10 protein-coding genes and 1 tRNA gene are annotated in these 13,594 nt (G+C 45.4%); 6 read left to right on the forward strand and 5 right to left on the reverse strand.

The genetic code is table 11. From position 1 onward, the window contains the following. Window positions 1–10: 10 nt before the first annotated feature. On the reverse strand, window positions 11–835 hold the full coding sequence (locus HHL17_RS33860) for an AraC family transcriptional regulator (RefSeq protein ID WP_317166612.1): 825 nt from the start codon (window positions 833–835) through the stop codon (window positions 11–13). Between the two features lie 494 nt (window positions 836–1,329). Between HHL17_RS33860 and HHL17_RS26210 the strand changes: the two genes are divergently transcribed. From HHL17_RS26210 to HHL17_RS26225, 4 genes are read left to right on the forward strand one after another with little or no spacing between them, the layout of a single operon-like run. After that, a complete protein-coding gene (locus HHL17_RS26210; RefSeq protein ID WP_169227802.1) occupies window positions 1,330–2,538 on the forward strand; it encodes an AAA family ATPase in 1,209 nt (402 codons plus the stop codon). Beyond that, on the forward strand, window positions 2,528–2,950 hold the full coding sequence (locus HHL17_RS26215) for a hypothetical protein (protein WP_169227803.1): 423 nt from the start codon (window positions 2,528–2,530) through the stop codon (window positions 2,948–2,950). The genes HHL17_RS26210 and HHL17_RS26215 overlap by 11 nt, the downstream gene beginning before the upstream one ends. 9 nt (window positions 2,951–2,959) lie before the next feature. After that, window positions 2,960–3,925: a hypothetical protein gene (locus tag HHL17_RS26220; protein ID WP_169227804.1), complete on the forward strand. Its 966-nt coding sequence runs from the start codon at window positions 2,960–2,962 to the stop codon at window positions 3,923–3,925. Between the two features lie 5 nt (window positions 3,926–3,930). Further along, window positions 3,931–4,791 (forward strand): hypothetical protein, encoded by an 861-nt coding sequence (locus tag HHL17_RS26225; RefSeq protein WP_169227805.1) that lies wholly within the window; start codon window positions 3,931–3,933, stop codon window positions 4,789–4,791. 268 nt (window positions 4,792–5,059) lie between these two features. Here the strand turns inward: HHL17_RS26225 and HHL17_RS26230 are convergent. From HHL17_RS26230 to HHL17_RS26240, 3 genes are all read right to left on the reverse strand, one after another. Further along, window positions 5,060–5,132: transfer RNA gene (locus HHL17_RS26230), tRNA-Lys, on the reverse strand. A 78-nt stretch (window positions 5,133–5,210) separates the two neighbouring features. Then, the gene (locus HHL17_RS26235) at window positions 5,211–7,640 is read right to left on the reverse strand and encodes a penicillin acylase family protein (protein WP_169227806.1); all 2,430 of its coding nucleotides are present in this window, start codon (window positions 7,638–7,640) and stop codon (window positions 5,211–5,213) included. A 54-nt stretch (window positions 7,641–7,694) separates the two neighbouring features. Continuing rightward, on the reverse strand, window positions 7,695–8,810 hold the full coding sequence (locus HHL17_RS26240; protein WP_169227807.1) for an aminotransferase class I/II-fold pyridoxal phosphate-dependent enzyme: 1,116 nt from the start codon (window positions 8,808–8,810) through the stop codon (window positions 7,695–7,697). A gap of 81 nt (window positions 8,811–8,891) precedes the next feature. Between HHL17_RS26240 and miaE the strand changes: the two genes are divergently transcribed. Next, on the forward strand, window positions 8,892–9,488 hold the full coding sequence (gene miaE, locus HHL17_RS26245) for a tRNA-(ms[2]io[6]A)-hydroxylase (RefSeq protein ID WP_169227808.1): 597 nt from the start codon (window positions 8,892–8,894) through the stop codon (window positions 9,486–9,488). A gap of 74 nt (window positions 9,489–9,562) precedes the next feature. Here miaE and HHL17_RS26250 read toward each other — a convergent pair whose 3' ends face one another. Further along, window positions 9,563–11,824, reverse strand: coding sequence for a patatin-like phospholipase family protein (locus tag HHL17_RS26250; protein ID WP_169227809.1), 2,262 nt, complete (start codon window positions 11,822–11,824; stop codon window positions 9,563–9,565). 141 nt (window positions 11,825–11,965) lie between these two features. On the opposite strand from HHL17_RS26250, the gene HHL17_RS26255 reads away from it, so the two are divergent. Then, window positions 11,966–13,423: an MFS transporter gene (locus HHL17_RS26255; RefSeq protein WP_169227810.1), complete on the forward strand. Its 1,458-nt coding sequence runs from the start codon at window positions 11,966–11,968 to the stop codon at window positions 13,421–13,423. Window positions 13,424–13,594: the final 171 nt, after the last annotated feature.

The raw sequence follows: 13,594 nt of genomic DNA on the forward strand, positions 1-13,594 counted from the left end.
ATTGTATATTTTAGACAGACTGATGTTTTATGAGAAAATCCGCTATTTTATTATCCTCCTTTTTAAACTGACTGGGAGTGGTACCCGTAAACAACCGGAAATCGCGAATAAAATGCGCCTGGTCAAAGTAATTGCATACATGACAGACATCAGTTAGGGTATTGGTGGTCCGCATATACCTGACCGCTTTATTGAAACGAAGTATTTTATGGTAATGCTTGGGGGTATAACCGATATTTTTCAGAAAAATCCGCTCCAGCTTTTTATAGTACCAACCTGTTTGCTGGCAGATGGTGTCAATAGATATATCATCACGGCTGTCACGAAGCATATCAATGGTTTGGTTAACCACTAACAGGTTAGCTGGTGTATTTCTTAATTCGGTTTTAAGTATAGCATCCAGTAATTGTATCTGCCTATCATCATCCGAACAATCTGACAACCGCATCTCCAGGCTTTTTACTGCTTTTCCTAACAGCAGTTCTGCCGGCAATAGCATATTTAATAAATCAGAAATAGGTACGTTGGTAAATGCTGCCAGGCCACCTGGCTTAAAACGTATGCCTAGCAGCCTAATTTTACCAGTACTTTTCACATAAAAAATCTGGTTGCGCTGCCCCATAATCACTGGCTCACTCAGACGGGTGCCATGAGGATTATCAGCTGTTATCAACCAATCCGCCGGGTCGCCAAAATTAAAGATCAGTTCCGCACGGCCGCCAGGTATTAAGCGGTCAGGTACATCCACAAACCTGTCTGGTGCACGTAATACCCAATAGCATTCTATAAAGTCTGCCAGTTGAATGGACGGATAATATTGCCGGTAGTAGAGCATGTATTGATTAAAATCAGATTATCCTGCTTCCCTTTCCTCATTTTGACTCAGTCCGATCCCTGATCCAATATACAATAATCATAAAATTAACTGCGATAGAATATTCTGCGTGAAATGCTAGTTATGCGTGTTGCAGCATCGCGTATAAACTTAGCTATAGGTTATAGGGAAATCTAATGTAAAACAGGACTATAGCCGCTGGAACTTCATGCTTCGTAAATTCTTGAATGTTATGGGTTGAGCGTAGCAATGTAAATATGTGGACTTCAACGATATAATTGTCCACGAATTAATTTAAGTAAACGGAGATAAACATCCCACCCGCTGCTGAAACAACCGGAGGAGAGTTTGCTCCTATCTAAAAGCATTTTTATAAGCAAAATTTGTAATATCATTACCTCCTTTTAAATGCCATAGACATTAATTACAAAAATTACCATTTCATAGCAATTTTTGCAATTAATACCTTATATTTGCATACTCATTCAATTGCCATGCTCATAGAATTTAAATTTAGAAACTTATTATCCTTTAAAGATGAGGTTAGCTTCTTAATGACCCCAATTAAATCATTTAAGGAACTGGTGAGGAACAATATTATTAAGACCAATAAAGAGATTGACCTGTTAAAGGTTGCGGCCATTTACGGTGCCAACGGAAGTGGCAAAAGCAATTTCATTAAAGCATATAGTTTCTTTATCGATGTCATCTACAGCTCGTTCCGGGACTCACTGAATCAAGAAAGCGAACGTAGAATCCGTAACAATCACTTTAGGCTCAATACTGCTTCTGATAAGGAAAATACAATGTTTGAAGTATCTTTCTTGCATAAACAGTATATCTATCGATATGGCTATGAATTGTTTGGAAATACCATAAAAAAAGAATGGCTATACCGAAAACTGGACAGAGAGATACAATTGTTTAATCGTGAAGACCAGATATTTACCATTAACCAAGAATCTTTCAGAGAGGGCTCGAAATATGAAGAAGTAAACGAAAATGTATTGCTGCTGAGCCACCTTGCACAGTATAACCAACCTGTTACAAAAGAAGTCCTTGCGTGGTTTCAGAATACCGCTGCGATAGACGGTATCAACGAAAACCACTATTCCCACTACACAGCAAACCTATTGAGAGAAAATAGCAGTTTTAAAGAATGGGCAACAGTTGCCCTAAAGTATTTAGAGATAGCCAACATAGAAGCTGGAGAAAAGGACGGAGAAATCATTACTTATCATAGAAAATATGACGAAAATAATCTGATCGTTGAGGCTGTTCCTTTCAAAACGCGTATAGAATCTGACGGGACGCGCAAACTGATCCATATTCTAGGCCCATTGTATTACACCCTACGCTATGGTGGGGTATTGTTTATCGATGAATTCGATTGTAAACTGCATCCTAATTTGTCAAAGAAATTACTATCCCTGTTTCAAAAGTACAACAAACGGAACGCGCAGTTTATATTTTCTGCACAAGACACTAACTTATTAGATAGAAAATTACTCAGAAGAGATCAAATATGGTTCACCAACAAAGACCAATTTGGTGCATCTTCCATCTATTCCTTGTCCGATTTTAACGCCAAAACTGTTAGAAACACTTCCGACTTTGCCAAAAAATACCTGGACAACACCTTTGGAGCTGCTGATACTTTAGAGATTACTGACAAGTTAACTGATCTCTTGTATGGCGAGTAAAAAGGAAAAGAAGATCCCTGCTTATCAAAGGGAACAGGGAAATCGAGGACCACAACCACCGAAAAAGCGAAAACTAATTTTTTCTATGGAATATTTGATCGATGTACGAGAAGGTCAACACTTTAAAAAATGGGAAGAACTTGGGCATCTTGCTGACATGAGTGAAATGATGCGTCACTTAAATAAATATACCTGTGAAGAAGCCTTGCAGGACGGAAGCATTAAACAATATGGAAAATTCCCTGCACATTCTAAATTCACAGAGCCGAAACATCTGCCGCATAAAAATTGGGGATCGATGCATATCACAAAAAAGAGCAAAGAAGTTGTCGCAGGTTTCTTCGATGAAAATATTTTCTATGTCGTTTTTCTGGATAAGGATCACGAATTCTACCCAATGGCTGATAAATAATAAACATCAATGGGATCATCAACCATCCAGAAACCTCTAATTGATAGTACACATCAAGTACTGGTAAAATTAGCCGACACCGCCACTAAGGCTGACACCACAACGCACGGTGCCGTGGAGCACATGCTTAAGTACATCAACAAGACTACAGGAGTAGACGCAAATACTACATTTACCATCATTGTCACCTTTATAATCTTTGGCTTTGGGTTATTGGCTACCTGGATTGTCAGCTTTATTGGAGCTGCCAATGCGCGGAAGAGTTATAAGAAATCGGTCAACCTCCTTCTTTTCAATTTTGCTCAGGAATGCAAAAAGAACCATGACCTGATGACAAAATCATTAGAAAATGTTTCAATAGTGCAAAAACATGCAGTCGGTTTCCAATTAAAGGTGATTGCACACTTGTATTTCCTTGAAAAGATAGATTATTCCGTGTTCCTGAAGCATTATGTAAGATGTTGTAACAAATCCCTCAAAACAAAGGCTGTTACTGAAGTCTTTCAAATCATTGGCAGCATTAAGGAAATGGAAGAAGGCGCGTTAAAAAACATGGAAAATTTCACGGACTTACTTAATAAAAGACAGGAGGATTACTTAACAAGTCTTTTTGAAATTGAGCGTTTTTTTGAACGAAACTTCCTGACCTTAAAAGTCGTAGACTATGCCGTAAAGCAAGAGTGCATAACCATTTACAACAATTGGAGAACACTGCGACATGACACGTTTATAGCCAATTCGTTCAATAACTTAATTGTACCACTAAAAGTAGCACTTGATAAATTTCCTAACGAAAAAAATCTAGATTCCTTATATATAATGGTTGACAACTGCTATCGAGCTTACCCCGATCTGCAACATGTAGATAGATTGATAAAGAGTAATTTTCAACCACTAGCGCAGTTGAGCTATCATGCATACCGCAAAACCAAGGTTATCCTCAAGATATTTGGTTACAAAAAGTATAAAGCATAAGTAAAATGAGAACACTTGAAAGTTTTAGAGCCAATGAAATGCACAGGAACTGCTTTGCTCCTTATCGAGGGGTTTACTATAAAGTTGAGCAACTTAGCAATGAATATGTCACAGATGCACTTTACTTAAACTGGAACAACTTAAAGCATCTTGAACAATCTACAGATGTTTTATATCGAGGCAGGAATAATACTTCATCGGTCATCATGTGGTATATTTCCATTTCCCACTTTACCAATGAGTTGTTGGAGTTAGCTTGTATTCATACTAGAAAAAATTTCACAATATATGCATCATCAGGATTAACAGACAAGCTAAAGGAAATTGTTACACTGCTCAAACTAGACACACAGGGTCTTGCAATAACAGATTTGCTTTTAAAGTTAGAAGAATATGAAGCATTATATAACGCGCTGACCCAACAAACGAAAAGTCAGTTGCCCAAAATGCATCATACCTACTTTTCAGAAAACGCTCACTTGCTGAATCAGGCCGACAGCTTACAGGCTATGCTAATTGCCTACGAAGTATTTGAATTGTTCCGTAACTGCATTGGCGGATGGGATATTATGCCAATAATAGATTTAGCTATAAATGGCTTAAGGAAAAGCGAAAATTTGGATGTTTTAATTTTAAATGTAATTCTTCCATCTGCTATAGATTTACTTTCAAAATATCAACTTACTACGAAGTTAAACTTAAGTCCTATTTTTCAAAGTTATGCGCAATCTCCAATACTTCCTGTGGATCTTGTAGCCATGGCACAAAAAATCCGACAAGAGCCTCAATTTATTCTTACTAATGCTGCTGGGGCTACGGATATAATCAACGGGCATTTTATGGAGTATTGTAAGAAGTATCAATAAATAATGAGGCAAAGGCTGAAATGTATATCCAGAGAAAGATAAAGGAAGAGTTATATGAAAATTTGCCCGTTAGTACAATTTGGAAAAAGAAGGTTACCCTGTCCAATGCAATATTGAAAATACAAATTACTTGCTACAAAAAACGTATTTTACAAGTCAACCAGCATAAAACTAAGTAAGCCGAAACGCAAATTCGCACTTTGACAAACTAACAAATAGCCCAAAACAACAAAACCCCGCGACTAGCGCGAGGTTTGTAAGTTGTCTGTGATCCCGCTGGGACTCGAACCCAGGGCCCATACATTAAAAGTGTATTGCTCTACCAACTGAGCTACGGAATCTTAACACCCCGTTTGTTTAACGGAGTGCAAAGATAGGAATAAATGTTTTTCTTCCAAATACTTTTCTAAAATTTTTTTCTATTTGCCTGTAAACACCACCTTGTAGCGGATGAGAGGGTCATCTTTTTCCTGTTGGTCAAACACATGCAGCAGGTAATATTTACCTACTGCCCAGTCGTTCACCGCATTGTCGTAATACGGACTACCGGGGTTACCGCTTTGTCCGCCTGGATAGATACCGTATGCTTCTGTTTTATCTGACAGCTGCACCACCATACGCCAGGAGGGGCCATGGAAGCGCTTAGTAGCATTGACAATATGTTGACCGCCACCGGTATTAAGATGCAAAGCGCTGAATGCAGGGATGCCGCGGGAAAGATGGCGGATATCCGTACCACGGGCTTTACCCAGTTCCAGTTTACCAGCTTTGTTCAACTCCGCCATTTCTTTGATGATGGAAGCAAAAGAGCCTTGTACCAGGCCTGACAGTGTTTCTTTCTGTGGCGTATTGATATTGTCCACAAAATGAACTGCGCTGTCACGCAGCAGCATCAGCAAAGCGGTGGTAGCCTGCGGCATGGCCAGTACGACCGAATCATTCGGTTCCAGTTCATCACGGAAAATAGTATCCGTCAGGTTTCCCCACAGGGCATTAAAGATAGTGGCTGCTTTACTGTCCGGAGAAGCTACGCAGTCCCACTGCGATAACAACTGCCAGTAAGGGCGCTGAGCATCGGTGAGTGCGGTGGTATCTATATGTTTGCGGATGAGCGGCATCGCTGCAGCGGCAAACAGGTTTTTGTTATCATTCTGTAGCGCCATCATGTCCTGCGGCGTGATCTGGCTCATCTCACCCAGACGGCGGTTGATCCGCTCGCCACGGAACAGATCATAATCCGAGCTATATAAATTGTAAGGATACGTATTGTCAGTCGGCCGCTGATTGGCGGAACTAACAAAGTTGCGTTCAGGATTTTTGATATGTGGCAGCTCCTCATGCGGGATATATCCCTGCCAGGCGTAGGTGCTGTCGTTGCCGGGCATGATCCATTTGCCCTGGTCTTTCCAGCGCAAGGGATACTGTCCATTGTGCCAGATAGCGATATCACCGCCTTTATCGGCAAATACGAAGTTCTGTGCGGGGCAGGTATAGGTACGCAATGCCGCTACATAATCATCGTAATTACGAGCTTTATTAAGCTTGTAGAAAGTGCGCAGCTCGTTGGAGGAATCCAGTGCCTTCCAGCGCATGGCGAGGAAAGACTGTCCGGATATTTTTTCGGGGAAAGTGTTGTCGAATGTTACCGGGCCAAAGACGGTGTATGCTACGGTATCATATACGGTAGCGCCACCTCTCACCTTGATGGCTTCTACCCGCAGGTCTGCCGGGCGGTAGTTACCGTTGAACAGGTATTCTTTCTTACCATTGCGGAACTGCATCCGGTAAAAGTCTTTCACATCTTCTTCACCGTTGGTAACGCCCCATGCGATATGATCATTAAAGCCGATGATCACGCCGGGTGCGCCGGGCAGCGAGGCACCGTAAACGTTCATCCCGGGTGTATGGACCTGTATTTCATACCAGAGGGAAGGCAGGCTCAGTCCCAGATGGGGATCGCTGCAGAGGATGGGGGCGCCTGAGCGGGTTTTGCTGCCGCCTACTGCCCAGTTATTACTGCCATTGTCCGGGTCTGGCTTGTCCTGCTTAAACTTCATATACGCCGCATCGATGGCCAGCACGCTGTCCGGTGGTGCCACCGCTTTGGCAGATGCGGCCGCAAATGACGTTCCCCGCGGAATAATGGGATATAAAGTATCCTGGAAATCCGGATATAACAGGTTGAAGTCAGCCATAGAAAACAACCGGCGCGCATTGGTAAATTCCAGGTCATTACAGGACCCCGCCAGGTCGGCTGACATATACTTGAGCAGCAGGGCGGATTTGATCACGTCCCACTTTTCCGGCTTATAATCGAGGATCTTGTACTCCACCGGCAACGTGGCTGGTGTGAGCTGGGCAATGAAGGCATTCACCCCGTCGGCATACGAATGAATGGCTGTTCTGGTGGCAGGATCCGTTTCCATCACGGCTACTGACCGCTCTGCGCCATACACCATGCCATCGCGGCGCTTGCTTCTGTCGTAATTCACCATTCCCGGCCCCAATATCTCCGACAACCGGCCGGCAGCGGCGAAAGTCTGCAGCTCCATCTGCCAGAGACGGTCACGCGCGGTTACATATCCCTGCACATAATAGGCATCGGCTTCATTCTCTGCGAAGATGTGCGGCACGGCACGGTCATCATACCATACTTCTACTTTCCCGGTCAATCCAGGCAATACCATCTTCTCATGTGGCCGCTCTCCTATCACTTCTGCATTCTGCCAGAATCCTGTTTGCGGGCTTAACAATTTTCCCATCGGGGGAAGACTACCTATCTTGGTGCTGAGCGCATAGGTAAGTGATAATGTAACGACGGCGGTGATAACTGCTGGGATGATTCTCATAAATAGTAGCTCGGATGTATATACGTAAAATACGCCATTTTTTCATCAAACGAGCTAATGCAATAAGACTTTTATTAACAGGTCTGTTTCCTCCTGCGTATTAAAGCTATGTAGCACGATCCGCAACCGCTCCTCCCCCTGCGGCACCGTAGGATGCAGTATGGCCCGCACATCCAGCCCTGCCGACTGCAGCATGGCTGCAATGGTACGGGTGTTCTCATTGCCCCGTGTCAGTACCCCCTGAATAGGCGTTTCTCCGGGCAATAACGTCAACGAATGCACGCCGGCGCGGAACTGCCGGATAAGGGCCGACAGCTGTTCACGGGCTTCGTCCATATAAGGGAAAAGACTGTAGCTTGCCTGGATAGCGGCAATGGCCGCCGCCGGCAAGGCGGTGGTATAAATCAGCGACCGGGAAAAATTGATCAGGTAGTCCCGCAACGTGGCGGAACCTAACACTACAGCGCCATGACAGCCCACCGCTTTCCCGAATGTATGCACCCGCGCGAAACAGGCGTCTTCCAGCCCCAATGCCTGCACCAGCCCGGCTCCTTTAGGTCCCACCACACCGGTGGCATGGGCCTCGTCCACGATCAGGTGCGCCCCATATTCATTACACAACGACACAATGGCCTGCAAGGGCGCCATATCGCCATCCATGGAGTAAACCGACTCTACTGCCACAAAACAGTTGCCACCGGCGTTGTTGATCTTTTTACGGAGATCATCCATATCATTATGCCGGAAGGAAAAAGTCTGTGCATTGGACAAACGCATGCCGTCACGGATAGACGCATGTACCAGCTGGTCATAGACCACGGTATCACCCTTCTGCGGCACACTGGAAAACAGGCCCAGGTTGGCATCGTAACCGGAATTGTAAATCAACGCGGCATCTGCCTGATGAAAAGCCGCTAAATCAGCTTCCACATCATTGATCCATTGATAGTTGCCCGCCAGCAACCGCGACCCGGTACTGCCATGCCACACCGGCCGCTCCTGCTGCAACTCCCGTACTTTCTCCTGTAAGGCCGCACTACGCGCCAGTCCCAGGTAATCATTGGAACAGAAATCAACAAGTTGGTCCGGCAAGCGCAACTCCCGGAATGAATGATGTTCGCGCCGTTGTAACAACGGCTGTAACAAAAAGGGCTCTGGACTTCTGTGCATATACAAATGGGCTTTTAGCAAATTAACAGATTCAATACTATCTTCGCACGACAAAAATAACCAATACCAGAAAGCGAAAACATGAGCAAAGTATCCATACTTGGATTAAAATTACCTACCGACCCCCGTTGGGTGAACCTGGCAGCTATTTCCCTGCAGGACATCCTCACGGACCATGCCTACTGTGAACAGAAAGCCGCCTCCTCTGCCATCTCCCTTATCCAGCGCAATCCGGAAAGAGAAAGACTGGTACAGGAACTGGCGCCTATCGTTACGGAAGAATGGGGACATTTCCGGCAGGTACTGGCCGAGATGAAGAAAAGAGGACTCCCCCTGGGGAAACAACGGAAAGACGATTATGTGAACGCCCTCATGGACAACCGCGTCAAAGGCGGCAATGCCGATGATGCCTTCCTCGATGCCCTGCTAATCTTCGCCCTCATTGAAGCCCGCAGCTGTGAACGCTTCCGCCTGCTCAGCGAAGGACTGGAAGATGAATACCTGCGCGAATTCTACCGCCGCTTCATGATCTCCGAAGCCGGCCACTACAGGTTATTTATCGATCTGGCGAATGAATATTTCCCGGAAGAAAAAGTACGTAAAAGATGGGAGGAGTGGCTGAAAATGGAAGCTGAAATCCTGAAGAATATTGAAGTGCGCGGCGACCGCATGCACTAATTTTTTTTCATTTTGATATTTGGATATTTTACCGGCAGATGCTTATAAAATATCCAAATATCAAAATGGAAAAATCAGAAATTAAATCCGAAGTTCACATAAAACTTCAGCTTGCCTGACTGGTCACTGTACATCATGGTAGCTTCTATAGGCCCGAGACGACTGCTATAACCCGCTCCCAGTCCATACCCCGTCAATCCGCTATAAGTGCTTTGGTTCCCCAGCAAACTACTGTTGTACAAAGCAGCACCTACCCGTGGTATCGCATAAATATTACGCACTACTTCATATTGCCACGCTGCCTGTACAGCCGCCACTTTCGGAGAAATCACCTCCCCTTCGAACACCCCTATGAACGGCACCTGATTACGGACCACATCATTCATCCCGCCCACTATATAACTACTCACCACCGATTCATGATAATTAAAATTCCATCCCAGATTACCATCAAATTCCAACGCTGACTTAATACCCAGTGGTACATAATATTTTGCATTGACCACCAGCCGTTGATAATTATTGAACCGGATGCCTGCACTGTCAAGGTCCAGGGGCACCCCACCGTTGTTAACATTAATACCGGAATGCTGATTGTAAATATATCCCCCTTCAATGTTGAACAGTAGCCCGCTGGTAGGATACATCTTCCGGTTGAGCGAATTTACACCCAGAAAGGCATAGGTATTCAGTTGATTGGTGCTGCCCCTTACTTCCACAAACGGGGAATACTGTGGCTTGTATTTGATGTACTCCCAGCGCGTACCCGCACCAAAAGCGACATTACCGCCAAGGGAATATTGCAGGTTGATGTCTACATTCGCGTACTTATTGCGATAGAGCTGCATCTTGGTCAGGTCTTCATCATAAAACGTCAGTGCAGTGTTTTCGTAGTAGGCGCCCAGCCCGAAACCAAAGCTACGGCTGCGCCCCAGGTACTTGAAATACTGTGCCTTCAGCCGCGGATTTTCGCTGATGGCCATACTCACGAAGGAACGGGAGTTAGGCACAACAAAATTCCGCTGCGTAAGGTTGAGAATAGCGCTGGCGCCGGTAAGCGTATTGTAGTTGATCGCAAACTTGACGTATGTCAGCGGGTTTTCTTCCGCGGCGATCTCCATCCTGTATTGACCATATCCTTCCGGGTGCAGTTTATAGAGGATCTGTTTGAAGAAGCGGGTACCATACACCCTTTGGATAGCTTCCCGCAACTGAGCATTGGTATAACAGCCCCCAGGCTTCAGGTGCAGCCTTTGCAGGAAAAATTTCTCATCAGAATGTACCAGCCCCGACACATGAATACTGCTCAGCTCCACATCTGCCGAAAAAGGCAGCCTGTTGACGTTTGCCAGATGCGCATTCAGCGAGTCCGCCAGATGTTTGAACACCGGGTACATCTCCCGTCCTTTCCGTTTACCTATCTCGATGATAGAATCCACACTGTTGAAAGCGGCGGCTGAATAGTTCTCCAGTTCAGTATTGACCGGTATATAGATATCACACAGTTTACGGGCCTTTTCGAAATCGGCGGCATCCTTATAAAAACCCAGCTGGTACAGGATATCAAAAGGGGTCACCAGCTGGTCAGCCTTACGCAGTCCTCCGCTCACATTGGAGCCGATCACGATGTCTGCGCCCATGTCTTTGGCGGTGATCACCGGGAAGTTGCGGACAACACCGCCATCCACCAGTTTGCGGTTCCCTATTTTTACGGCCGTGAAGATAGACGGGATAGCCATACTGGCACGCATACTCGTTACTATCTCCCCCGAGTCCAGCGTGACGATCTCGCCGGTGGCCACATCCGTGGCAATGCATTTGAAGGGAATATCAAACGTTGAAAAGTCCTTTTTATCCTTCACTGGCCAACTGAGCTTCGCCAGCTCCAGCCACAGGGCCTCACCGGAAATAACACCGGAAGCCAGCTTGGGACGGCCGTATTCAAAAGGGATCTCAATAATATATTTATTGTACTCGTTTTTTTCTTCGTAGGAAATATCTGTCAATACCGGCTGATTGGTAAATAAGCTGTTCCAGTCCAGCCGCCGGGCCACGGCTTCGATGGAATCGCCGGAGTAGCCCATGGCATAGAGCGCGCCCACAATACTACCCATACTCGTTCCCGTGAGATAATCGATTTTAAGCCCCGCACTGTCAATCGCTTCCAGAATGCCGATATGCGCGAGGCCGCGGGCGCCACCGCCACTGAGCGTCAGCCCGATTTTAGGCCCGTTATGGGCAGACTGCTGCGCCTGTAAGCTTGTACAGAAAAATAACTGACCTAATAACAATACAAAAATTAGTCTACCGAAATAATATAACTGTCCCTGATTCATCTTGATTAATTGCAGCTTCCATTAAAGATAAAGCTTTATTCCGTTAAGATTCCGGTACCGGCACTTGCACCCATAATAATTATTCCCTATCTTTTCCCCTTCAACCGATAACCCAAAAACCCATCGCTTAAAATTCGCATAATGCAACAAACCGGGACTAAAACTATCTGGCAGGTGATCATGGCCTCTTCTGCTGGTACACTGATAGAATGGTATGACTTCTACATCTTCGGCAGCCTGTCGGCCATTATTTCGGAGAAATTCTTTCCGCCCAGCAATCCGGAACTGGCGTATATCGCCACACTGGCCACTTTTGCTGTTGGCTTCATCGTAAGGCCCTTTGGCGCCATCGTTTTCGGCCGGCTCGGTGACCTGGTAGGCCGTAAATACACCTTCCTCCTTACCCTGTTGATCATGGGCGGCTCTACTTTCGCCATCGGCCTGATACCCAGTTACCATACCATTGGCGTACTGGCCCCTATGCTGGTGTTGCTACTACGCTTGTTACAGGGTCTGGCACTGGGAGGTGAATACGGCGGAGCAGCCACCTATGTAGCAGAACACTCGCCCAACAACCGCCGCGGCTACTACACCAGCTTCATTCAGACCACCGCTACCCTCGGACTGTTCGTGTCACTGGCCGTGATACTGATCACCCGCACCGTGATGACACCGGCCGATTTTAACAACTACGGCTGGCGTATCCCTTTCCTGTTGTCCGTTTTGCTGGTGATCATGTCTTACTATATCCGCATCCGCTTACAGGAATCCCCTTTATTCATCCAGATGAAAAAAGAGGGCAAAACATCGGCTAACCCGATCAAAGAAAGCTTTGGTAATAAAGAAAACCTGAAACTGGTACTGATAGCCCTCTTCGGCGCCGCCATGGGACAGGGCGTGGTGTGGTACACCGGACAGTTCTACGCGCTCTCGTTTCTTCAGAAAACGATGAACATCGAATTTGTACAGTCCAACATCATCATCGCCATCGCGCTGCTGCTGGCCACACCGCTGTTTATTTACTTCGGTTCGCTGTCCGACCGTATCGGCCGGAAAAAGATTATGCTGACAGGCATGCTTATCGCAGCACTGGCCTACTATCCGATCTATAAAACGATGGATACTATCGGTGATGTGAAACAGAAGACAGAACTGACGGAGCTATATAAGATTGAAAGCAACCAGTCAAAAAATGACGCCGGACAATTTGTGCAGCATACCACCAAGGTACATACCTACTCCGATGGCAGTGTGCTCCGTATCAGCGAAGGCAAACCGGAACTAACGGTCAACAATACACGGATGGCCATGCTGGTATTCCTGATTTTCCTACAGGTGGTGTTTGTGACCATGGTATATGCGCCCATCGCAGCTTTCCTGGTGGAGATGTTCCCTACCAGGATACGGTATACCTCTATGTCGCTGCCGTATCATATCGGCAACGGCGTTTTCGGCGGACTGTTACCCACCATTTCCACTATCCTGGTAACCCAAACAGGCAACCATCTGGCCGGGCTGATTTATCCTATAGCCGTGGCCGTTATCTGTTTTCTGATAGGCCTGGTATACATTAAAGACAATAAGAATGTGGAAATTTAGACATTTTGATATTTAATTATTTGATTTACGGATTTTGGGATTTACGAATTTTGAAATTTATAGCGCGAAGATCACATAACAAACAAGTATAGATAAAATCTCGCTTGTTGGTCTTCGGATTACAAATCCCAAAATTCGTAAATCCCAAAATCCGTAAATCAAATAACCAAA

This window comes from Chitinophaga fulva (genome assembly GCF_012927205.1).
Lineage (GTDB): Bacteria > Bacteroidota > Bacteroidia > Chitinophagales > Chitinophagaceae > Chitinophaga > Chitinophaga fulva.

Bases quoted from the DNA above. Each gene is read 5' to 3' on its own strand.
- HHL17_RS33860 (WP_317166612.1), bottom strand. From the start codon at position 835: ATGCTCTACTACCGGCAATATTATCCGTCCATTCAACTGGCAGACTTT.
- HHL17_RS26210 (WP_169227802.1), top strand. From the start codon at position 1,330: ATGCTCATAGAATTTAAATTTAGAAACTTATTATCCTTTAAAGATGAG.
- HHL17_RS26215 (WP_169227803.1), top strand. From the start codon at position 2,528: ATGGCGAGTAAAAAGGAAAAGAAGATCCCTGCTTATCAAAGGGAACAG.
- HHL17_RS26220 (WP_169227804.1), top strand. From the start codon at position 2,960: ATGGGATCATCAACCATCCAGAAACCTCTAATTGATAGTACACATCAA.
- HHL17_RS26225 (WP_169227805.1), top strand. From the start codon at position 3,931: ATGAGAACACTTGAAAGTTTTAGAGCCAATGAAATGCACAGGAACTGC.
- HHL17_RS26235 (WP_169227806.1), bottom strand. From the start codon at position 7,640: ATGAGAATCATCCCAGCAGTTATCACCGCCGTCGTTACATTATCACTT.
- HHL17_RS26240 (WP_169227807.1), bottom strand. From the start codon at position 8,810: ATGCACAGAAGTCCAGAGCCCTTTTTGTTACAGCCGTTGTTACAACGG.
- miaE (WP_169227808.1), top strand. From the start codon at position 8,892: ATGAGCAAAGTATCCATACTTGGATTAAAATTACCTACCGACCCCCGT.
- HHL17_RS26250 (WP_169227809.1), bottom strand. From the start codon at position 11,824: ATGAATCAGGGACAGTTATATTATTTCGGTAGACTAATTTTTGTATTG.
- HHL17_RS26255 (WP_169227810.1), top strand. From the start codon at position 11,966: ATGCAACAAACCGGGACTAAAACTATCTGGCAGGTGATCATGGCCTCT.